The organism is Bacillus cereus (genome assembly GCF_002577405.1).
In the GTDB taxonomy this organism is placed as follows: Bacteria; Bacillota; Bacilli; order Bacillales; family Bacillaceae_G; genus Bacillus_A; species Bacillus_A cereus_AU.
Map to the genome: position 1 here is coordinate 65,691 of NZ_NULR01000009.1, position 22,204 is coordinate 87,894.

Genomic DNA, 22,204 nt, shown 5'->3' on the forward strand with positions numbered 1-22,204 from the left:
GTCAGATATTTGGGAACGGTTTCATAATTTTCGGAGGTGCAATATGCGTAAAACTAAAATTGTATGTACTATAGGTCCTGCTAGTGAAAGTATTGAGAAATTAGAACAATTAATCGAAGCGGGTATGAACGTTGCTCGTTTAAACTTCTCTCACGGTAGTCATGAAGAGCATGGAGCTCGTATTAAAAGCATTCGCGAAGCTTCAAAGAAAACTGGTAAAACAGTTGGTATTTTACTTGATACAAAAGGTCCGGAAATCCGTACTCACGACTTCGTAGACGGGCAAGCTGAGCTTGTAACAGGTGCAGAAGTAGTTATTTCTACTGAGCAAGTGCTAGGTACTGCAGAGAAGTTCTCTGTATCTTATGCGGGTCTTTATGACGATGTAGATCCAGGTTCTCGTATTCTAATCGATGACGGTCTTATCGAACTAGAAGTAATCGAGAAGGCTGGCGGAAACATCCGTACAAAAGTATTAAACAGCGGAACTGTAAAAAATAAAAAAGGTGTTAACGTACCAAACGTAAGCATTAAGCTTCCTGGTATTACTGAAAAAGACGTAAAAGATATCGTTTTCGGTATCGAGCAAAAAGTTGATTTCATCGCAGCATCTTTCGTACGTAAAGCATCTGACGTATTAGAAATTCGTGAATTATTAGAAGGGCATAACGCTCAATACATCCAAATTGTACCGAAAATTGAAAACCAAGAAGGTATCGACAACATCGATTCAATCTTAGAAGTTTCTGACGGTTTAATGGTAGCTCGTGGTGACATGGGTGTAGAAATTCCGCCAGAAGAAGTACCATTAGTACAAAAACGTCTAATCAAAAAATGTAATGTGTTAGGTAAACCGGTTATTACTGCAACACAAATGTTAGACTCTATGCAACGTAACCCGCGTCCGACTCGTGCGGAAGCAAGTGACGTAGCTAACGCAATCTTCGATGGTACAGATGCAATCATGCTTTCAGGTGAAACAGCTGCTGGTCAATATCCATTAGAAGCAGTAACAATGATGGCTAACATTGCAGTACGTGTTGAAAAATCATTACAATATGAAGATATGTTCAAAAAACGTATTAAAGAGTTCACTCCAACAATTACAGATGCAATTAGCCAATCTGTTGCGCACACTGCACTTGCTCTTGGTGTAGCTGCAATCGTAGCTCCAACAGAAAGTGGATATACTGCGAAAATGATCTCTAAATACCGTCCAAAATCTCCAATCGTAGCTGTAACAACTGACGAGCAAGTAGGACGTCGTCTTGCACTTGTTTGGGGTGTACAAGCATTTATGGCTGATAAGCGTGCAGCTTCTACTGACGAAATGTTAGATACTGCAATTCAAACAGGTATGGATGCGGGTCTAATCGGACTTGGAGACACTGTAGTAATCACTGCTGGTGTACCAGTTGCTGAAACTGGTACAACAAACTTAATGAAAATCCATGTTGTTGGTGAAGAAGTTGCTAAAGGACAAGGAATCGGTCGTAAAGCTGCAAAAGGTAAAGTAGTTGTAGCGAAAACAGCTGCTGAAGCTGTAGCGAACGTAAACAAAGGTGATATCCTTGTTACAACAAGCACAGATAAAGATATGATTTCTGCAATCGAAAAAGCTGCTGCTTTAGTTGTAGAAGAAGGCGGTCTAACAAGCCATGCAGCTGTTGTAGGTGTATCAATCGGTATTCCTGTTATCGTGGGTGTAAATGGCGTAACAACAACTTTAAAAAATGGCCAAGAAGTAACAGTTGATGCAGCACGCGGAATTGTTTATAATGGACATGCGGAAGTGCTATAAGTAATACGGAGAGAAGGATCGGAGTCCTTCTCTTTTTTTTACACAAAAAAGAGATATAGATAGCTTAAAAAGCCTGGAAATGCTTTAAAAATCGTTTCTTATGGAGTTTTAATAGGGAAAGGTTGTTTATCTTTTTGGGAGCTTATAAGAGCGTTGTGAGTGCTTTAAAGGTAATGTTAGAAGAGATAATGTTTGAGTTTTTTTGATAGAATATGAAAGGAGTGTGGAACCGTGAAATGGTTGTTATTTTTACTTATTTTAATACCTGCGATTGAGATTACGGTCTTAATTGGATCAAGTCATGTAATAGGTTTATGGTCTACGTTCGCTATGATTGTATTTACAGGAATTGTAGGCGTGTATTTGGCAAAACGACAAGGGTTTAAAGTGCTTAGAGAGATTCAATTTAGGTTAAATAGAGGAGAAATGCCGGGCGATGCAGTCCTAGATGGTATTTTTGTCTTTATAGGAGGTATTCTTTTGGTGCTTCCTGGATATGTGACGGATATAATAGGGTTTATCTTTGTTATTCCTGTAACGAGGGCTTTATTGAAGCCGTTTGTTATGAAGTGGATGGAATGGAAGTTTAGAAAGAAATCTACTATTATTATTCAGAAATAGTGCTTAGATTATAGCAATCTAAGCACTATTTTTTTATCCTGCAAAAGCCTGATTGGTGCGGGAGATTAAAGTATTGTTTTATCCGGCTATTTGCCGGATAGCAAGACTCCTGCTTCAAAATTCGGCGAATGCTAGGAAGTTAGGTGGGAGATAACTGTCCGAATTGGTGTGGGCTGTAATCAGTGGGGATGAACCTCTGCTTTATTGTGTTCCCTGTGTATTTTCGGTTCAATATATAATTCTCAACGTTATATATAAGATTAAGTAGCATCAAGAAATGATATTAGAGCGGAGAAATTGTTGGTGAAAAGTCTTCTCTTATGCTATTTTGTATATTTATTCATTTACATAAAAAGTAATAAATGTAAGTAATAATTATAAAGGGAATAGAATAAAAATGTAAAAACGCCACGAAATATGCGTTTTCTATGCAAAAAAACAAGAAAATTATCCTTTTTTAGGAAACCCTCTCGTTTAAAATGTAATTAATATAAAAATAAGTACAATGAATAATCAGTGGGAATTTCCCACTGATTACAGTTAAGTTTTTTGTTGTATGTGAATTAGAATTTATTATTTTGATGGTGAGCCTTTAATGAATTTCCACAAGTCATGGAATACATGAGCTTTGTGCAATGTATTAAGTAGTACTAATGTGACTGGACCGATGATTAATCCTAAGAAACCAAAGAGCTTAAAGCCGACAAATAGAGCGATTAGTGTCGCTAATGGATCGAGGCCGATACTAGATGAAAGTACTTTAGGCTCCATAATTTGTCTTTGGACAATCACGACGATGTATAAGATGAGAAGACCGATGGCGAATGCGGTGTCGCCAGTGAAAAATACGTATATAACCCAAGGAACGAAGACAGCTCCTGTTCCTAAATAGGGGAGTAAATCTACAACGCCTGTAATAATTGCGATAGTAATAGCGTATGGTACGCGTAATATTAAAAGTCCAATTAACACAATAACGGTTGTCATAGATACGAGTGTAAGTTGTGCTTTAACAAAACCGAACAAAGCTTTTCGTAAGTCGACAAAAATCGTTTTTCCGTAGCCGTGTACACGATTCGGTAGCAATTTTCTTGCTTTCTGAGCAAGGCGGTGCCAATCGTAACTAATAAAGAAAGTGGCTAATAAAACGAATACAAGAACAGTTAAAGTTGTTGGTAATGCGCTAATGAAATTTGTTAACCCGCTTATAATGGCGGTTAAAAGTTCTTTCATTTGTGTTGTTGCTTCGGTTCCTAAATTTTGAATGTTTTGTGTAATTGTATAGCGCTGTGGTTCTCCAAGATGATTAAATTTAGAGATTAAATCATCGTAGAGAGGCATAATATGATTAAGTGCAAATTGTTGAGCGAATGTAACGATATCTGGAAACTTCACTGTAACAATTTGTAGTAAGTATGTTGTGGCAGATATTGCTTCAGTTACAAGGTATGTAACAAGCCCGACGATAGCTCCGAATACGAGAATTAAACTAACGAGTACTGCTAGTGCGCGAGGAAATTGTAGTTTTTGATTAAGGAAATTGACGACAGGATTAATCAAATAAGCAAATGCAAAAGCGATAATAAAAGGATAGATAAGTCCTGACATGTATAGCAATGCATAGAACCCAACTACTGTTGCCACAATGACAAATATGAGTCGCAATATCATATATAGTAAGTTTCGGTTCAAAGATGTTTACCTCCCATTCCAATTTGGATTATCCTAATTCGTTCAACTTATAACGAGTGTGCTTCACTGATTAAAGTTTCACTTTATGTTATAGTGGAATGATGGATTTGGCCTGCTTTTTAAGTGCATGAATGACTGCGAAAGCCTGTTGATGATGCTTCTACTATATGGTAAAAAATTCATTTTCTCTTCTTTTTATTTTACCTGTTTCTTATTAGAAAAGAAAGGAGAGACAAGCGTTTTCAAAAATGTATACATGCTTTAATTTTTTTGTTAAAGTCTCGTTTTGTAATTTGAAAATGCATATAAATAATGAAGTTGTTGCCTTATTGTCATCGATATAGCATGTATAACGATAGGTTTAAAGGTATTTTTGTTTGGAAACGAGTTCATTATTTTCAGAAAGGAAGTGTAATCATGATTAGTCAGTCAACTTTATTTTTATTCATACTACTTATTATAGGACTTATTGCGAAAAACCAATCGCTTACTGTAGCTGTCGGTGTGTTATTTTTATTAAAGTTTACGTTTTTAGGAGATAAAGTCTTTCCTTATTTACAAACAAAAGGAATTAACCTCGGTGTGACGGTTATTACAATAGCGGTGCTTGTACCAATTGCAACAGGGGAAATAGGTTTTAAACAACTTGGAGAAGCAGCGAAATCGTATTATGCGTGGATTGCTTTAGCTTCAGGGGTAGCGGTTGCTTTGTTAGCGAAAGGCGGCGTACAATTATTGGCGACGGATCCTCATATTACAACTGCACTTGTTTTTGGGACGATTATAGCAGTTGCCTTATTTAATGGGGTTGCTGTAGGTCCGTTAATTGGGGCTGGAATTGCCTATGCAGTTATGAGTATTATACAGATGTTTAAATAAGGAATTTTATAGTAATATAAAAATTTTGAATTCTTTCTGTTCACAAAAGTCAGATAATTGTTTATAATAGGATTAGAAACTTTGAAAAGTTACATAACAGCAGAGACTTTACACCAAATAAAATAAAAACAACATAAAACAANNTTGTTTTATGTTGTTTTTATCATAAAACTCTTCGGAATTTATTTTCCTCACTAACTTTTTGTTCTGAGCGTGAGGATTCGGGGAGACATTCACGCTCATGCTTCCATGTAGGCAATGGACATTAAGAGGGGAACATCGCAAAAAAATTGCATGATCGTGCATTTTGCTTGCCTAAAGAGTGAACGGGCGTTCATAATTTATAAGGGGAGCAAATAGATATAAGGAGCAAGGTTGGGAGAATTTTCAGGAAAAGGAGAGAATGTCATGACTGTTATTCGAGGTTTAGAAGGGGTAGTAGCAACAACATCATCTGTGAGCTCTATTATTGATGATACATTAACTTATGTTGGGTATAATATTGATGATTTAGCTGAGAATGCTACATTTGAAGAAGTAGTGTACTTATTATGGCATCGCAAGCTTCCTAACGAAAAAGAACTAGCGGAATTTAAAGACACTGTATCTGAATACTATAAAGTGCCAGGTGAGATTTTAACATATTTGAAACAAGTAGATTTAAAAATCGCACACCCGATGTCTGTTTTACGAACTGCAATTTCCATGCTATCATTATACGATGAGAGCGCTGAAATAATGGATGGAAAGTCCAATTATTTGAAAGCGGTTAAATTACAGGCTCAAGTGGGAACTTTAGTTGCTGCTTATGCAAGAATCCGTAAAGGTTTAGATGTTGTTGAGCCGAGAAAAGATTTATCATTAGCTGCAAACTTCTTGTACATGTTAAATGATCGCGAGCCAAATGAAGTTGAAATCGAAGCTTTTGATAAGGCGCTTGTACTTCATGCAGATCATGAGTTAAACGCTTCTACATTTACTGCACGTGTTTGCGTAGCTACACTTTCAGATGTATATTCTGGTATTACAGCAGCAATCGGTGCATTAAAAGGTCCTCTTCACGGCGGAGCAAATGAAAATGTAATGAAGATGTTAACTGAAATTGGCGAAGAAGAAAATGTAGAATCATATATTCATAATGCTCTTCAAAATAAAGTGAAAATTATGGGATTTGGCCACCGTGTATATGAGCATGGTGATCCACGTGCGAAACACTTACGTGAAATGTCTAAGAGATTATGCGTGCTTTTAGGAGAAGAGAAATGGTATAATATGTCTATCAAAATTGAAGACATTGTAACAAAAGAAAAAGGTCTTCCACCAAATGTTGATTTCTATTCAGCATCTGTATACCATTGTTTAGGAGTCGACCATGACTTATTTACACCTATTTTTGCGATTAGCCGTATGTCAGGCTGGTTAGCTCATATTCTAGAACAATATGAAAACAACCGTTTAATCCGTCCACGTGCTGATTATAATGGACCTACGCATCAAGTGTATGTTCCAATTGGACAACGATAAGTAAAAAACACTATTTAGATAGTGAAAATACGCTTTCAAAAGTCTGATTTTTTAGGGAAGATGTAATGATTAGAATATTTTAATTTGACTAACGGTTTGAACTGAGGGGTTACTCCCTCAGTTTCATACATATGAAATTTCAAACATGGGGGTTATCACATTGACGACAGGTGAAAAAATTACTGTAACTAATGGTGTTATGAATGTACCAAACAATCCGATTATTCCATTTATCGAAGGAGATGGAATTGGTCCTGATATTTGGGCTGCAGCATCTCGCGTACTAGAAGCAGCAGTTGAGAAAGCATATGATGGTGAGAAGAAAATCGTTTGGAAAGAAGTGCTTGCAGGGGAAAAAGCATTCAACCAAACAGGCGAGTGGTTACCGGAAGAGACTTTAAATTTAATTCGCGAATATTTAATCGCAATTAAAGGCCCACTTACAACTCCAGTTGGCGGTGGTATTCGTTCTCTAAACGTAGCGCTTCGTCAAGAATTAGATTTATATGTATGTCTACGTCCAGTTCGTTATTTTGAAGGTGTTCCTTCACCTGTAAAACGTCCGGAAGATACTGATATGGTTATTTTCCGTGAAAATACAGAAGACATTTATGCTGGAATTGAATATGCACAAGGATCTCCAGAAGCAGAAAAAGTTCTTGCTTTCTTAAAAGAAGCAATGGGTGTTAATAAAATCCGTTTCCCAGAAACATCTGGTATTGGTATTAAGCCAATTTCAGAAGAAGGGACAAAGCGTCTTGTTCGTGCTGCAATTCAATATGCAATTAACGAAAAACGCTCTTCTGTTACATTAGTTCATAAAGGAAACATTATGAAATTTACAGAAGGTGCTTTCAAAAACTGGGGTTACGAAGTAGCTGAACAAGAATTCGGCGATAAAGTATTTACTTGGGCTGAATATGATCGTATCGTTGAAAAAGATGGAAAAGATGCAGCGAATAAAGCGATGGCAGATGCAGAATCTGCTGGGAAAATCATCGTAAAAGATTCTATTGCAGACATCTTCTTACAACAAATTTTAACTCGTCCACGTGAGTTCGATGTTGTTGCAACAATGAACTTAAATGGAGATTACATCTCTGATGCACTTGCTGCACAAGTAGGTGGAATTGGTATTGCACCTGGTGCAAACATTAACTATGTTACTGGACATGCTATCTTTGAAGCTACACATGGTACAGCTCCAAAATATGCAGGTTTAGATAAAGTAAATCCATCTTCTGTTCTTCTTTCAGGTGTATTATTATTAGAGCACTTAGGATGGAACGAAGCTGCGAAATTAGTAACTGCTTCAGTTGAGAAAACAATTGCTTCAAAAGTAGTAACATACGACTTCGCTCGTCTAATGGAAGGCGCAACAGAAGTAAAATGTTCAGAATTTGCTAATGAGCTTATTAAAAACATGGATGTAGCGATAATCAAAAACGCATAATTAAAGCGGGGGGTAAATTATGACAATCAAACGCAAGAAAGTTTCAGTCATCGGTGCAGGATTTACAGGAGCAACAACAGCATTCTTATTAGCACAAAAAGAACTTGCAGATGTTGTATTAGTGGACATTCCACAGCTGGAAAATCCAACAAAAGGGAAAGCGTTAGATATGTTAGAAGCGAGCCCAGTACAAGGTTTTGATGCTAACATTATTGGTACATCAGATTACGCAGATACTGCTGATTCTGACGTTGTCGTTATTACAGCAGGTATTGCGCGTAAGCCTGGTATGAGCCGTGATGACTTAGTAGCAACAAACTCTAAAATTATGAAAAGTATTACGCGCGACATTGCAAAACATTCACCAAATGCAATCATTGTTGTATTAACAAATCCAGTTGATGCAATGACATATTCTGTATTTAAAGAAGCAGGATTCCCGAAAGAGCGTGTTATCGGTCAATCGGGCGTATTAGATACAGCTCGTTTCCGTACATTTATTGCACAAGAATTAAACCTTTCTGTGAAAGACATTACAGGATTTGTTCTTGGTGGACACGGTGACGATATGGTACCTCTTGTACGCTATTCCTATGCAGGTGGCATTCCGTTAGAAACGTTAATTCCAAAAGAGCGTTTAGAGGCAATTGTAGAACGTACACGTAAAGGTGGCGGCGAAATTGTAGGCTTATTAGGAAACGGTAGTGCATATTACGCACCAGCTGCTTCTTTAGTTGAAATGACAGAAGCAATCTTAAAAGATCAACGCCGTGTATTACCGGCTATTGCGTACCTTGAAGGTGAATATGGTTATAGTGACCTTTACTTAGGGGTACCAGTAATTCTAGGTGGTAACGGAATTGAAAAAATTATTGAATTAGAACTTCTTGCAGATGAGAGAGAAGCGTTAGATCGTTCTGTAGAATCTGTACGTAACGTTATGAAAGTTCTTGTTTAACGATTTAATATAAGTGAAAAAGATTCGGGGCCCCGAATCTTTTTCTACTATTTACCGAATTGTTTTTTTGAAATAATATGAAAACGCTATCATTTGTAGTATCCTATAATGAAACTATAGATTTATACTATACATTGCCCTCATCATAGTAAATTTCGGAGAAGGTATCGCTTTTAGTAGGATAATAAGGTGAAAAAATCGGAGGGGGTTGTAACATGTTAAAGAAAAAAGTTCAAATTGGTCGTAAAATGGATGAAATTACAGTAGGAGAGAAATTATCTATCACTGAAAAAATTGAGGATAAAGATTTGTTATTGTACTTAGGGTTAACGAATGATGCCAATCCATTATATATTCAGCATGATTACGCATCCCAAACTCCGTACGAAAAGCCGATTGTACCGAGTATTATGCTAACAGGGCTCATTACAACGGCAGTTACGAAATATTTACCAGGTCCAGGTAGCCATATTACTAGGAAGGACCTTACATTCGTGAAGCATGTTCACCATTATGAGACGTTACAAATCCACTTTGAAGTTGTGGCTGTTTCAGAGGAGGAACATACAATTGATATGCTTGTATCTGCTCATGATGAAAAAGGAGATACTGTTGTGAAAGGCTCATTAACAGTAACACCACCTTATAAATCTGTTTCTATTATGGAAAAAGCATTAGATAATTTTTAAAACATGAAAATGCGAATAGCGCTAGCATACCTTTAATAAGGGAGCTAGCGCTATTTTTAGTTGAAGAATCCTTGTTTGAACCCTGCAGCGAAATCTGAACAGCTTGTTTTAATAGTATCCCAGCTAGGGGCGTTGAAAGAATACATGTTACTACTAAAGAGAGAATTGGTAGTACTAGTCGCACATTGTTAATATTTATATATTAGAATCAATAATATAAACTATCGCATAATGTAATAGTTGAAGTTAATTGAAGGAGTGATTTTTTAAGGTGAAATGGAAAAGAGAAGACATAATCTTTGAAACGATGAGAGAAGCTGAAGTGTGGGCCGATTCGATCGCGAATGAAATGTATGGAAGAGTATTTGATGGATATGAAACGCTAGACTATAAGATAGCGTATGTTCTTTCTTTTTTCTTAGCGCAGGAGAGGGAGTGGATAGTTCATACGGAAAAACACTTTGAAAAAGATAGAGTCATCTATAAAGTCTGGGTAACGGTGGTAGAAGGAATGAATTTATGAATGCTTCTATTTACGAAACAGTAGTACAAACGAGCTCCATGAATAGACAATTATATTGAGGGGGACCTTGTTTTCTAGTATGATGAGAATAACGGGGAAAATACTAGGATGAAGAAGGTTTCAAGTCTATAACTTGGAGGAAAAGAATGAACAATCGTATTTTGGTAGTTGATGATGAGGAGTTTATCTTAACTTTAATTGAATTTAATTTACAACAAGCTGGTTTTGAAGTTATAACAGCGATGGATGGAGAAATGGCGCTTCAAAAAGCGACAACAGAACGTCCAGATTTAATTATATTAGATTTAATGCTTCCGAAAATGGATGGTATGGAAGTTTGTAAAGAATTACGATTGCAACGTGTCATGACACCGATTTTAATGTTAACGGCAAAAGATGATGAATTTGATAAGGTGCTCGGTCTTGAACTTGGGGCGGATGATTATATGACGAAGCCGTTTAGCCCAAGGGAAGTTGTTGCTCGTGTGAAGGCGATTTTGCGCCGTACGAAGTTACAACAAGAAGAACAAGTTGCAGAAGCACCAGATGAAGATAGCATCACAATTGCAGAACTTAAAATTTTACCGGAGTTTTATGAGGCTTATTTCCAAGGAAGAAAGCTTGAATTAACACCAAAAGAATTTGAACTACTTGTGTATCTTGCGAAAAATAAAAGTCGCGTGTTGACGCGTGATCAATTATTAAGTGCTGTATGGAATTATGATTTTGCTGGTGATACACGAATTGTTGATGTTCATATTAGCCATTTGCGCGATAAAATTGAACAAAATACGAAAAAACCGACGTACATTAAAACGATACGTGGTTTAGGATATAAATTAGAGGAGCCAAAAGGGGATGAATAAATTTCGTTCCAGGCTTCTTTTTACATTTGTTTCTCTTATTGTTTTTATTTTAGTTGGACTAGGTTTATTGTTAGAAACTGTGTTTGAAAACTACTATATCGATCATGCTAAAGAGAGAATGGCAAAAGAGACAGGGTATGTTGCTGTATTAGCAGAAGAACAAGGGTTTGATGATGTTTTAAAAAATCCGTATATATTTGAAAAGCTAGAAGAAAAAATACCGGCTTCTATCCTATTTATAGATGAAAAAAAGAAAGTTCAATACAGTAAAGGACAACAATCTGCCTTTAGTCAAGAGACGATTAAAGAGCTTTCTTCGGAAGCAGCAAAACAAAAAAATAAAGTCATTACGAAAGAAACGGACCAAAAGAATGAGTTTTATCATGTTGTATTCGTTCAGGATGTAGAAGGGAAACAAGGATATATTTTGGTGAAAAGTACAGTTGATACTTTGAGGGACGTTCACCAGAAAACGTGGGGATTATTAATTATTGGATTCGTCATTGCTTGTCTTGTAGTTGTATTCTTAGGTGTCAAAATTACAGGGCAATACATTAGGCCAATTGAATCAGTTACGAAAGTTGCAATCGAATTAGCGAAGGGTAATTATAAAGCGCGTGCATACGAAAGTCATTCGGATGAAACAGGGATGTTGAGTAAAGCAATTAATATTTTAGCGCGTAACTTACAAGAGATGACACTTGAACAAGAAATGCAACAAGACCGCCTGCACACATTAATTGAAAATATGGGAAGTGGAATGATTCTAATTGATAGCCGTGGCTATATAAACCTTGTAAACCGTTCTTATAAGGAGACTTTCCACGTAACAGACGAAGAATATTTAGACCGTTTATACTATGAGTCGTTTCATCATACGGAAATTATTGAGCTTGTAGAAGAAATCTTTATGACAGAAGTGAAAGTGCGTAAACAAATGTTGTTGCCACTTGGTATTGAGCGAAAGCATTTTGAAGTATACGGAGCTCCAATTATTGGGACAAACCATGAGTGGAAAGGAATTGTTCTCGTATTCCATGACATTACTGAGCTGAAGAGATTAGAACAAATGAGAAAAGACTTTTTAGCGAATGTTTCTCATGAGTTGAAGACACCGATTACTTCTATTAAAGGTTTTTCAGAAACACTCTTGGACGGAGCGATGGATAATAAAAAATTCTGCGAACATTTCTTGCATATTATTTTAAAAGAAAGTGAGCGCATGCAAGGCTTAATTGAAGATTTATTAGATTTGTCAAAAATTGAGCAGCAAGGATTTAAATTAAATATGGGTACGGTTGATATGAAGGGGATTCTTGAAGATATTCAAATGGTGCTTGATAATAAAGCTGGCGAAAAAGAAATCTTTTTACAAGTGAATGTATTAAAGCGTGTTTCTGTCATCGGAGATCCAAGTCGTTTGAAACAAATCTTTATTAATTTAATTAATAATGCAATCGTATATACACCTGCCGGAGGCGTTGTTTCTGTTGAATTAGCAGAAGATAAATATAATGCTTATATAAAAGTATCTGATACTGGAATTGGTATTAGTAAAGAGGAAATTCCGCGTATTTTTGAACGCTTTTACCGAGTGGATAAAGCTAGAAGTAGAAATACTGGTGGTACAGGTCTTGGATTATCGATTGTAAAGCATTTAGTTGAGGCACATCATGGTACAATTACGGTGGATAGTGAAGTTGGAGAAGGGACGACATTTACAGTTGTTTTACCAAAATCAGCAACTGATAAATAGGATGAAGGATATTTACAATATATTAACATTGGCTTAATTAAATATTAATAAAGCTCTGTTAATATAATAGATGAAAACCCCTTCATCCAAGGAGTAATTTTGGACGAGAATAGTTATGCTGTTCTCGTCACTTCCCTTTTATGTTAATAAACGTTTGTATATATGAAAGAAAATAACCGTTATTTTTCTTCTCTCTATTAGTCATGTTAATATAGAGAGAGGAAAGAAACGGTTTTTTTCTATGGAAAAATCGTTTCAAATTTGTATGGGGAGGTTTGTAGTTTGGAAAAAAAAGTCGTATTAGTAGATGGTAATAATATCGCGTATCGTGCTTTCTTTGCACTACCGCTTTTAAATAACGACAAAGGTATACATACGAACGCAATTTACGGTTTTACAATGATGTTAATGAGAATATTAGAGGAAGAAAAGCCGACGCATATGTTAGTAGCATTTGATGCAGGAAAAACAACATTCCGTCATAAAACGTATAGCGAGTATAAAGGAGGACGTCAAAAGACTCCACCTGAATTATCAGAGCAATTCCCGTTTATTCGTGAGATGCTTGATGCATTCAACGTACCGCGTTATGAGCTGGAAAATTACGAAGCGGATGACATTATGGGAACGTTAGCGAAAGAAGCGAGTGAGCAAGGGGCGAGTGTAAAAGTTATTTCAGGAGATAAAGATTTACTTCAACTTGTTTCTGATAACACGCTTGTATGCATTCCTCGAAAAGGGATTACAGAAGTAGATGAATATACGACAGAAGCTTTATTTGAGAAATACAGCTTATCGCCAAAACAAATTATCGATATGAAAGGTTTAATGGGAGATCAGTCAGATAACATTCCAGGTGTACCAGGAGTTGGTGAAAAGACTGCCATTAAATTATTAACGCAGTTTGAAACGGTAGAAGCGGTATATGAAAATTTAGATCAAGTAAGCGGGAAGAAATTAAAAGAAAAGCTAGAAGCAAATAAAGAACAAGCTCTTATGAGTAAAGATTTGGCGACTATTATTACAGATGCACCAATTACTGTGCATGTAGATGATATGGAATATAAAGGATATGAACCAAGTGATGTCATTCCGATGTTTGAGAATTTAGGATTTACATCTCTTTTAAATAAGTTAGGTGTTACGCCAGAGGAAACAGCTCCAGCGGAATTAGATGATATTACATTTGATATTGTGGAAGAAGTTACAGAAGAAATGCTTCAGCAAGATAGTGCGCTTATTGTTGAAGTACAAGAAGATAACTATCATAAAGCGGATATTCAAGGTTTTGGTATTCAAAATGAAAATGGTTGTTATTTCATTTCGGCAGAAACAGCTCTTAAATCAGATGCATTCAAAACATGGCTTGCAAATGGAGAAATGAGAAAGCATACATTTGATGCGAAGCGTGCTATCGTTGCACTTAAATGGAATGAGATAGATATTCAAGGGATTGACTTTGATCTATTAATTGCTGCTTATTTACTTGATCCAGCTGATACAGACAAAGATTTCCGTACTGTAGCGAAAATGAAAGAAACACATGCTGTGAAATCAGATGAAGAAGTTTACGGAAAAGGTGCGAAGCGTGCTGTTCCAGAGTTAGGTGTAGTAGCGGAGCATGTAGCTCGTAAAGTGCATGTATTATATGATGTAAAGCAAACGTTCGTAGAAGAATTAGAAAAGAATGAGCAATATGAGCTATTCACAGAGTTAGAATTACCACTTGCACGTGTATTAGCTGACATGGAAGTAAAAGGTGTCAAAGTTGATACGGAGCGTCTTCGTAATATGGGAGAAGACCTTGCAGGTAGATTAAAGGAAATGGAACAGGAAATTTATGAGCTTGCGGGAACGGAATTTAATATTAATTCACCGAAGCAGCTTGGGGTTATCCTGTTTGAAAACTTAAACTTACCAGTTATTAAAAAGACGAAAACAGGTTATTCTACGTCAGCTGATGTACTAGATAAACTGATGGATCACCATGAAATTATTCCAAAGATTTTACATTATCGTCAATTAGGGAAACTAAATTCAACTTACATTGAAGGTTTACTGAAAGTTGTACATGAAGATTCATCTAAAATCCATACTCGTTTTAATCAAGTGTTAACGCAAACAGGCCGATTAAGTTCAACAGATCCAAATTTACAAAATATCCCGATTCGATTGGAAGAAGGAAGGAAGATTCGTCAGGCATTTGTTCCATCAGTAGAAGGATGGATTATGTACGCGGCCGATTATTCACAAATCGAACTTCGTGTATTAGCTCATATTGCAAATGATAAAGGGTTAGTGGAAGCGTTCCAACATGACATGGATATTCATACGAAAACAGCTATGGATGTATTTGGCGTTGAAAAAGATGAAGTAACTTCGAATATGAGACGACAAGCAAAAGCAGTTAACTTCGGAATTGTGTATGGTATTAGTGATTATGGTCTTTCGCAAAACTTAGGAATTACAAGAAAAGCAGCAGCGGAATTTATTGAAAAGTACTTAGAAAGTTTCCCTGGTGTACAAGAATACATGGATGACATCGTAAAAGATGCGAAACAAAAAGGATATGTGGCTACATTATTAAATCGTCGCCGTTATATCCCAGAAATTACGAGTCGTAATTTCAATTTACGTAGCTTTGCTGAGCGTACAGCTATGAATACACCAATTCAAGGTAGTGCAGCTGATATTATTAAAAAAGCAATGATTATTATGGCGGATCGTCTAGAAGAAGAAGGATTACAAGCGCGCCTTCTTCTGCAAGTGCACGATGAATTAATCTTTGAAGCACCAAAAGAAGAAATTGAAAAATTAGAGAAGCTTGTACCTGAAGTGATGGAACATGCAATTGAACTAGCTGTTCCGCTGAAAGTTGATTATTCTTACGGTCCAACTTGGTACGACGCAAAATAAGGACGTGATGAAATGCCTGAATTACCAGAGGTTGAAAATGTTAGACGGACGCTTGAAAATCTTGTGACAGGAAAAACGATTGAAGATGTCATCGTTACTTATCCCAAAATAGTAAAGCGCCCAGATGATGCAGAAATCTTTAAAGAAATGCTAAGAGGCGAGACAATTGAAAATATAAAGCGAAGAGGAAAATTTTTGCTTTTATATGTAACGAATTATGTCATTGTGTCACATTTGCGTATGGAAGGTAAGTTTTTACTGCATCAAGAGGGTGAGCCGATTGATAAACATACGCATGTCCGTTTCTTATTTACAGATGGAACTGAATTACATTATAAAGATGTGAGAAAGTTTGGTACGATGCATCTCTTTAAGAAAGGTGAAGAATTGAATCAAATGCCTCTTGCTGATTTAGGACCGGAGCCATTTGATGCTGAATTGACACCGAAGTATTTGCAAGAGAGATTGCAAAAGACAAATCGCAAAATAAAAGTCGTATTATTAGACCAGCGTCTTTTAGTAGGGCTTGGAAATATATATGTAGATGAAGTTTTATTCCGTTCTCAAATTCATCCGGAACGAGAAGCTTCGTCTTTAACAATAGAAGAAATTGAGCGGATTTATGAGGCTACCGTTACAACACTAGGCGAAGCAGTGAAGCGTGGCGGAAGTACAATTAGAACGTATATCAATTCGCAAGGGCAAATTGGTTCATTCCAAGAACTTCTAAATGTATATGGAAAAAAGGGAGAACCATGTGTGACTTGCGGTACGATTTTAGAAAAAACAGTTGTTGGTGGAAGAGGAACACATTACTGCCCAATTTGTCAGCCTAGAATATAGAAAAGAGATAACATCGGATAGGCATTTGTCATATACATACAGCAGAGCTATGTATAAGGGAGGAGCTTACCGATGTACCTTTATTTATCTCTTATTTTATTGGCTTTTACATTAAGCTTAGATAGCTGTAGTGTAGGGCTAACGTATGGTTTAAGAAGTGTAAGAATTCCACTAAGATCAATTATAATTATCGGAATCTGTTCAGCGGCTGTTATGCTTGTTTCAATGGGAATTGGACATATGATCGCGAAAATTTTTTCACCTGTTATTGCAACGCGTATCGGTGGGCTTGTTCTTATTGGAATCGGGATTTGGGTATTATACCAATTTTTTCGGAGTGATAAAAAAGAAGAACCGAAGCAAGAAGAGAAGGTTTGGAAATTAGAGATCGCTTCACTAGGACTAGTGATTCAAATTTTACGGAAACCGACAGTTGCAGATTTTGATAAATCGGGCACCATTTCTGCAGGAGAAGCGCTACTTCTTGGTATAGCTCTTTCTATAGATTCGTTTGGTGCTGGAATTGGTGCATCTTTATTAGGATATGCACCTGCGATGATGGCGGTATTAGTTGCAGTGATGAGTTCTTTGTTTTTATTTATTGGAATGAAACTTGGAACGGTTTTATCCAATATGAAATGGTTACAAAAATTTACATTCCTGCCTGGAGTATTACTCATTATTATTGGAATTTGGAAAATGTAAGTACGGGCGTGGAACATTAGTTTCGCGCCTTTTATATTGTGAGGGGGATTATTATGACAGTAGTAATTGGATTAACGGGAGGCATTGCAAGTGGAAAAAGTACAGTGTCTCAAATGTTTCGCGAGCTAAGTATACCAGTTATTGATGCAGATATTATCGCAAGAGAAGTTGTAGAACGAGGAAAACCAGCATATAACAAAATTGTAGAAGTATTTGGAACGGAAGTGTTACAAAAAGATGGAGAACTGGATCGACCGAAATTAGGAAGTGTCGTTTTCCATAATGAAGAAAAACGATTGCAGTTAAATGAAATTGTTCATCCGGCAGTACGTGAGGAAATGAATATGCAAAAGGAAATGTACATAAAAGAAGGTGTGCAAGCGGTTGTGTTAGATATTCCTCTTTTATTTGAAAGTAAATTAACAAGTCTCGTTGATCGCATTTTAGTTGTAGCAGTTACGCCGAGTACGCAATTAGACCGTTTAATGAAACGAAATAACTTTTCAGAAGAAGAAGCAACGGTGCGTATTCAATCTCAAATGCCGTTAGAAGAAAAAGTGAAGAATGCAGATGAAGTGATAAATAATGATGGCACAATTATGGAAACGAAAACACAATTACAGGTAATTTTAAAGAAGTGGAACATTATTGATTAAAAAATTGTGAAATTAATGAAAATGCTTAGTGACATCTCTCCTTTTTGTGTTATACTATTATTGGGATTAGAGATAAATAGTATAACGCATTCAAGGGGGATAACATATTATGACTCGTGTGGCAATTAATGGATTTGGACGTATTGGGAGAATGGTGTTTCGTCAAGCAATAAAAGAAAGCGCATTCGAAATTGTAGCAATCAATGCAAGCTATCCGTCCGAAACGTTAGCACATTTAATTAAATATGATACAGTACACGGTAAGTTTGCCGGAACAGTGGAAGCATTTGAAGATCACTTATTAGTAGATGGGAAAATGATTCGCCTTTTAAACAACCGTGATCCAAAGGAATTGCCTTGGAAAGATCTAGGTGTTGAAGTTGTAATTGAAGCAACTGGTAAATTTAATTCAAAAGAAAAAGCAATTCTTCACGTTGAAGCTGGAGCGAAAAAAGTTATTTTAACAGCGCCTGGTAAAAATGAAGATGTAACAATTGTAGTTGGTGTGAACGAAGACCAATTAGATATTACAAAACATACCGTTATTTCAAATGCATCTTGTACAACAAACTGTTTAGCACCTGTTGTGAAGGTGTTAGATGAGCAGTTCGGAATTGAAAACGGTTTAATGACAACTGTTCACGCTTATACAAATGACCAAAAAAATATTGATAACCCACATAAAGATTTAAGAAGAGCGCGTGCTTGCGGACAGTCAATCATTCCGACAACGACGGGTGCTGCGAAAGCGCTTGCAAAAGTTCTTCCGCATTTAAATGGAAAACTTCATGGTATGGCACTTCGTGTACCAACACCAAACGTGTCTCTTGTTGACTTAGTAGTAGATGTAAAACGTGATGTAACAGTTGAAGCTATTAATGAAGCGTTCAAAACTGTTGCAAACGGTGCGTTAAAAGGAATCGTAGAATTTAGCGAAGAGCCTTTAGTGTCTATCGACTTTAATACAAATACACACTCAGCTATTATTGATGGTTTATCTACAATGGTAATGGGTGATCGTAAAGTGAAAGTACTTGCTTGGTACGATAACGAGTGGGGTTACTCTCGTCGTGTTGTAGATCTTGTAACGTTAGTTGTAGATGAATTAGCAAAACAAGAAAATGTACAACATATTTAAGTGAAATAGGGGGAGGGCGAGTAAATATTTGCCCTCTTTTTTTTATTTTTTTCTGAAAAGAAAAAAATTATATGGGTATATTTTCAAATAGTGGACATACCAAAAACGTTGTAATTACTGTATTTGTGAATCATTTATTTTTTTTAGGGAAAAGTAAAGAGGAAAATATGACAGAAATTCGAAAAAACTGTTGTTGCAAAATGAAAATAAACAAAGTATACTAACACTCGTAAACTTAAGAGCTGAGGTACGTAGTCACTACTTAAAGGGTTAGGACCTCTCTGGACTAACTTTCCCCCGTGGTAGTGGAGCAAGCCAAATTGCAAATTAGTTTTCAATTCGAACAGTTAGAATAAATTTACAAGGGGGAACTGTAGAATGGATACTATGGATACGATGGGTCGTCACGTAATCGCTGAACTTTGGGATTGCGATTTCGACAAGCTTAATGACATGCCGTATATTGAACAATTATTTGTGGATGCAGCACTAAGAGCTGGTGCTGAAGTACGTGAGGTTGCTTTTCATAAATTTGCACCACAAGGTGTAAGTGGAGTAGTAATTATCTCGGAATCACATTTAACAATTCATAGCTTTCCGGAGCACGGTTACGCAAGTATTGATGTTTATACTTGTGGGGATCGTATTGATCCAAATGTTGCTGCAGAATATATTGCAGAAGGTTTAAACGCGAAAACGCGTGAGAGCATCGAGCTTCCTCGAGGCACTGGTAGCTTCGAAATTAAGCAGAGAGAAACAAAAGCTCTTTAAAAAAGAACATAATTGATTTAAAATGTAAAGAGGTGTATAATGCACCTCTTTTTTAGTTTATAAAAAAGGAAAAACGTAACGTACTCGTTAGTTGGATAAATTGAACTCTTACAAATAAGCTAGCGCTTCATCTACCATCTTATTTTTGAAAACGAGATGATAAAGTGAAACTTTAATTAGTGGGGGGCATCTCTCACTTAAGTTCTTTGCTGCAACCGAATTTTGAGCTGGGAGTCTTACTGCCCGCAAATAGCGGGATAAAATAATGCGTTTAAACTTAAAGTGGTAAGAGCGTTAGAATGAGTTATATAATATTGTATATATATATTTTCAGGTGAATTGAGTAGAGAAAAATAAAGAGTATAGTGTAAAGGAGTGAATGAATTGCGTTGTCCATCCTGTTCTCATAATGGCACAAGAGTGTTAGATTCGCGTCCGGTAGACGAAGGGCGCTCTATTCGAAGAAGGAGAGAGTGTGAAAGCTGTTTAAGCCGCTTTACGACATTTGAAAGAGTAGAAGAGTCACCTCTTATCGTTGTTAAAAAAGAAGGCACACGAGAAGAGTTTAATAAAGAAAAGATTTTACGCGGTTTAATTAAAGCATGTGAAAAAAGACCAGTATCTTTAAGACAATTAGAGGAAGTAACACAAAGTGTGGAACGTGAACTTCGTAATTTAGGTATTTCAGAAGTGAAAAGTGATATGATTGGTGAAATTGTTATGGAAGAGCTCCGTGATATCGATGATGTTGCTTACGTACGTTTTGCTTCTGTATATCGTCAATTTAAAGATTTAAATGTATTTATTGAAGAATTGAAAGATATACTGCAAAAAGAAAGAGAATAGAAGCTGTATTCCATTCTCTTTACATACTGTAAGTAATGAGATAAGAGAGCTAGAAGCGTAAGCTAATAGCTCTTTTTCACTAATAAAATATATAATGAAGATAGAACGAATGAAGTAGAGGATAGATTGGATGAGAGAAAGGAAAAGCAAGAATGGAAAAACAGTCATGGATGGAGCTATTGCCAATTGATCGTTATAAAGTAAGTGCGAAAGGACTACTACATAATTACGACCGAAAAGTGTTAACGATGTTGTATCAGCCGTTAATAGGTAGTAGAGCTTTTAGCTTATACATGACGCTATGGGGGGAGTTAGAGCAAGATCGTGTATTTGGAAAAGAGAATACACATCATTCCCTTATGGTGATTATGCAAATGCAACTTCCCGAAATATATGAGGAACGAGTAAAGTTAGAGGCAATTGGGCTTTTAAAGGTATATATTAAGAAAGAAAAAGATATTCGAATGTTTATATACGAGTTGCAACCGCCTTTATCTCCAAAGCAGTTTTTTGATGATATTGTTTTAAGTATCTTTTTATACAATCGATTGAGTCGGACAAAATATAATCAAGTAAAGCAATATTTCTTAGAAGAAGAATTTGATTTTGCTTCTTATGAAAATGTGACGCGCTCTTTCAATGAGGTGTTTGGCTCGTTTAATCCAGGACAGCTTGAGCATGCGCAAGAAGACCTTCGTATTCCAAAAACGACAACTATGCCAAGTAATGAGAAGGGAGACGCTCCGAAAGTTTGGAATGATTTCTTTGATTTCTCCTTATTTGTAGATGGGTTGTCCGCTCTTGTTCCTAAAAAGGCGATTACAGATCAAGTGCGAGAATGTGTCATCACACTCGCTTATGTGTACGGTGTAGATGTGTTATCGATGCAAAATATCGTTCTTGGTGCGGTGACAGAGATGCAAACAATTGATATCGAAAGGCTTAGAAAAGGAGCCCGCGATTGGTACCAATTTGAAAATGGTCAAGCATTACCTGTATTAAGTGAAAGAGTACAGCCGCATGCTGCACGTACGATGAAAGAGAAAGAGCCTTCATCGCAAGAAGAGATGCTAATAAAGCAATTAGAGGAAATATCACCCAAACAACTATTGAAAGAAATTTCGGGCGGTGCAGAGGCAACGAAAGCGGACTTACAAATTGTTGAGGATGTAATGATAAAACAAAAGTTAACGCCAGGGGTTGTAAATGTCCTTATTTATTACGTTATGCTACGCTCAGATATGAAACTTGCGAAAACGTATGTTGAGAAGATCGCTGGGCATTGGGCACGAAAAAAGGTCAGTACAGTAGGCGAAGCGATGGCGCTAGCAAAAGAAGAAAATCGTCAATACCAAGAGTGGGCTGAGACGAAGAAAAAAGGTCGTACCGCGAAGAAAACAGTGCGAAAAGAAATGGTACCAGATTGGCTGAAAGAAGAGCCTAACGAACAAGCAAAAGAACCTGTTAAGAAAGATGTAAGTTCAGAAAAAGGTGCAAGTACGTTAGAAGATGAACGAAAACGACTAGAAGAAGTGTTGAAAAAATATAAGCGTGATTAATAGAAGAG

19 protein-coding genes are annotated in these 22,204 nt (G+C 36.5%); 18 read left to right on the forward strand and 1 reads right to left on the reverse strand.

Going from position 1 to position 22,204, the window contains the following annotated elements; translation table 11 throughout:
* Positions 1-43: 43 nt before the first annotated feature.
* Positions 44-1,801, forward strand: a complete 1,758-nt coding sequence (pyk, locus tag COC96_RS12515; RefSeq protein WP_098768881.1) for a pyruvate kinase — start codon at positions 44-46, stop codon at positions 1,799-1,801.
* A gap of 231 nt (positions 1,802-2,032) precedes the next feature.
* Positions 2,033-2,422: an FxsA family protein gene (locus tag COC96_RS12520; protein WP_098768882.1), complete on the forward strand. Its 390-nt coding sequence runs from the start codon at positions 2,033-2,035 to the stop codon at positions 2,420-2,422.
* 573 nt (positions 2,423-2,995) lie between these two features.
* On the opposite strand, the gene ytvI is transcribed toward COC96_RS12520, so the two are convergent.
* Positions 2,996-4,114, reverse strand: coding sequence for a sporulation integral membrane protein YtvI (gene ytvI, locus COC96_RS12525; protein ID WP_098268837.1), 1,119 nt, complete (start codon positions 4,112-4,114; stop codon positions 2,996-2,998).
* Between the two features lie 417 nt (positions 4,115-4,531).
* Here ytvI and COC96_RS12530 point away from each other — a divergent pair, with 417 nt between their 5' ends.
* The 16 genes from COC96_RS12530 to COC96_RS12620 all read left to right on the forward strand — a co-directional run bounded on the left by COC96_RS12530 (position 4,532) and on the right by COC96_RS12620 (position 22,196).
* Positions 4,532-4,993 (forward strand): DUF441 domain-containing protein, encoded by a 462-nt coding sequence (locus COC96_RS12530; RefSeq protein ID WP_098268836.1) that lies wholly within the window; start codon positions 4,532-4,534, stop codon positions 4,991-4,993.
* 375 nt (positions 4,994-5,368) lie between these two features.
* Complete coding sequence (gene citZ, locus COC96_RS12540; RefSeq protein ID WP_141436523.1) at positions 5,369-6,517, forward strand: citrate synthase; 1,149 nt, start codon at positions 5,369-5,371, stop codon at positions 6,515-6,517.
* Between the two features lie 160 nt (positions 6,518-6,677).
* The gene (gene icd / locus COC96_RS12545; RefSeq protein WP_141436524.1) at positions 6,678-7,970 is read left to right on the forward strand and encodes an NADP-dependent isocitrate dehydrogenase; all 1,293 of its coding nucleotides are present in this window, start codon (positions 6,678-6,680) and stop codon (positions 7,968-7,970) included.
* Positions 7,971-7,989: 19 nt separating this feature from the next.
* Entirely contained in the window at positions 7,990-8,928 is a 939-nt protein-coding gene (mdh, locus tag COC96_RS12550) for a malate dehydrogenase (protein WP_000153234.1), read from the forward strand.
* A 215-nt stretch (positions 8,929-9,143) separates the two neighbouring features.
* Complete coding sequence (locus COC96_RS12555) at positions 9,144-9,617, forward strand: MaoC/PaaZ C-terminal domain-containing protein (protein WP_098268835.1); 474 nt, start codon at positions 9,144-9,146, stop codon at positions 9,615-9,617.
* A gap of 271 nt (positions 9,618-9,888) precedes the next feature.
* Positions 9,889-10,140, forward strand: coding sequence for a hypothetical protein (locus COC96_RS12565; RefSeq protein ID WP_098268834.1), 252 nt, complete (start codon positions 9,889-9,891; stop codon positions 10,138-10,140).
* A gap of 146 nt (positions 10,141-10,286) precedes the next feature.
* Positions 10,287-11,006, forward strand: a complete 720-nt coding sequence (gene phoP / locus COC96_RS12570; protein WP_098268833.1) for a two-component system response regulator PhoP — start codon at positions 10,287-10,289, stop codon at positions 11,004-11,006.
* A complete protein-coding gene (phoR, locus tag COC96_RS12575; RefSeq protein ID WP_098268832.1) occupies positions 10,999-12,762 on the forward strand; it encodes a sensory box histidine kinase PhoR in 1,764 nt (587 codons plus the stop codon). The genes phoP and phoR overlap by 8 nt, the downstream gene beginning before the upstream one ends.
* Positions 12,763-13,044: 282 nt before the next feature.
* On the forward strand, positions 13,045-15,678 hold the full coding sequence (gene polA / locus COC96_RS12580; protein WP_098268831.1) for a DNA polymerase I: 2,634 nt from the start codon (positions 13,045-13,047) through the stop codon (positions 15,676-15,678).
* A 12-nt stretch (positions 15,679-15,690) separates the two neighbouring features.
* The gene (mutM, locus tag COC96_RS12585; RefSeq protein WP_098768883.1) at positions 15,691-16,521 is read left to right on the forward strand and encodes a DNA-formamidopyrimidine glycosylase; all 831 of its coding nucleotides are present in this window, start codon (positions 15,691-15,693) and stop codon (positions 16,519-16,521) included.
* A 72-nt stretch (positions 16,522-16,593) separates the two neighbouring features.
* Positions 16,594-17,226 (forward strand): sporulation membrane protein YtaF, encoded by a 633-nt coding sequence (gene ytaF, locus COC96_RS12590; RefSeq protein ID WP_098268829.1) that lies wholly within the window; start codon positions 16,594-16,596, stop codon positions 17,224-17,226.
* Positions 17,227-17,279: 53 nt separating this feature from the next.
* A complete protein-coding gene (gene coaE / locus COC96_RS12595; protein WP_098268828.1) occupies positions 17,280-17,882 on the forward strand; it encodes a dephospho-CoA kinase in 603 nt (200 codons plus the stop codon).
* 109 nt (positions 17,883-17,991) lie between these two features.
* Entirely contained in the window at positions 17,992-19,020 is a 1,029-nt protein-coding gene (locus COC96_RS12600) for a glyceraldehyde-3-phosphate dehydrogenase (protein ID WP_000198961.1), read from the forward strand.
* A gap of 387 nt (positions 19,021-19,407) precedes the next feature.
* The gene (gene speD, locus COC96_RS12610; protein ID WP_002003660.1) at positions 19,408-19,791 is read left to right on the forward strand and encodes an adenosylmethionine decarboxylase; all 384 of its coding nucleotides are present in this window, start codon (positions 19,408-19,410) and stop codon (positions 19,789-19,791) included.
* 384 nt (positions 19,792-20,175) lie between these two features.
* On the forward strand, positions 20,176-20,637 hold the full coding sequence (gene nrdR, locus COC96_RS12615) for a transcriptional regulator NrdR (RefSeq protein ID WP_001203687.1): 462 nt from the start codon (positions 20,176-20,178) through the stop codon (positions 20,635-20,637).
* Between the two features lie 152 nt (positions 20,638-20,789).
* Entirely contained in the window at positions 20,790-22,196 is a 1,407-nt protein-coding gene (locus tag COC96_RS12620; protein WP_098768884.1) for a replication initiation and membrane attachment family protein, read from the forward strand.
* The last annotated feature ends 8 nt before the right edge of the window (positions 22,197-22,204 follow it).

Coding starts and splice junctions, on each gene's coding strand:
- mdh (WP_000153234.1), top strand. CDS start 7,990: ATGACAATCAAACGCAAGAAAGTTTCAGTCATCGGTGCAGGATTTACA.
- phoR (WP_098268832.1), top strand. CDS start 10,999: ATGAATAAATTTCGTTCCAGGCTTCTTTTTACATTTGTTTCTCTTATT.
- COC96_RS12600 (WP_000198961.1), top strand. CDS start 17,992: ATGACTCGTGTGGCAATTAATGGATTTGGACGTATTGGGAGAATGGTG.
- COC96_RS12620 (WP_098768884.1), top strand. CDS start 20,790: ATGGAAAAACAGTCATGGATGGAGCTATTGCCAATTGATCGTTATAAA.
- speD (WP_002003660.1), top strand. CDS start 19,408: ATGGATACGATGGGTCGTCACGTAATCGCTGAACTTTGGGATTGCGAT.
- COC96_RS12555 (WP_098268835.1), top strand. CDS start 9,144: ATGTTAAAGAAAAAAGTTCAAATTGGTCGTAAAATGGATGAAATTACA.
- pyk (WP_098768881.1), top strand. CDS start 44: ATGCGTAAAACTAAAATTGTATGTACTATAGGTCCTGCTAGTGAAAGT.
- mutM (WP_098768883.1), top strand. CDS start 15,691: ATGCCTGAATTACCAGAGGTTGAAAATGTTAGACGGACGCTTGAAAAT.
- coaE (WP_098268828.1), top strand. CDS start 17,280: ATGACAGTAGTAATTGGATTAACGGGAGGCATTGCAAGTGGAAAAAGT.
- COC96_RS12530 (WP_098268836.1), top strand. CDS start 4,532: ATGATTAGTCAGTCAACTTTATTTTTATTCATACTACTTATTATAGGA.
- ytaF (WP_098268829.1), top strand. CDS start 16,594: ATGTACCTTTATTTATCTCTTATTTTATTGGCTTTTACATTAAGCTTA.
- phoP (WP_098268833.1), top strand. CDS start 10,287: ATGAACAATCGTATTTTGGTAGTTGATGATGAGGAGTTTATCTTAACT.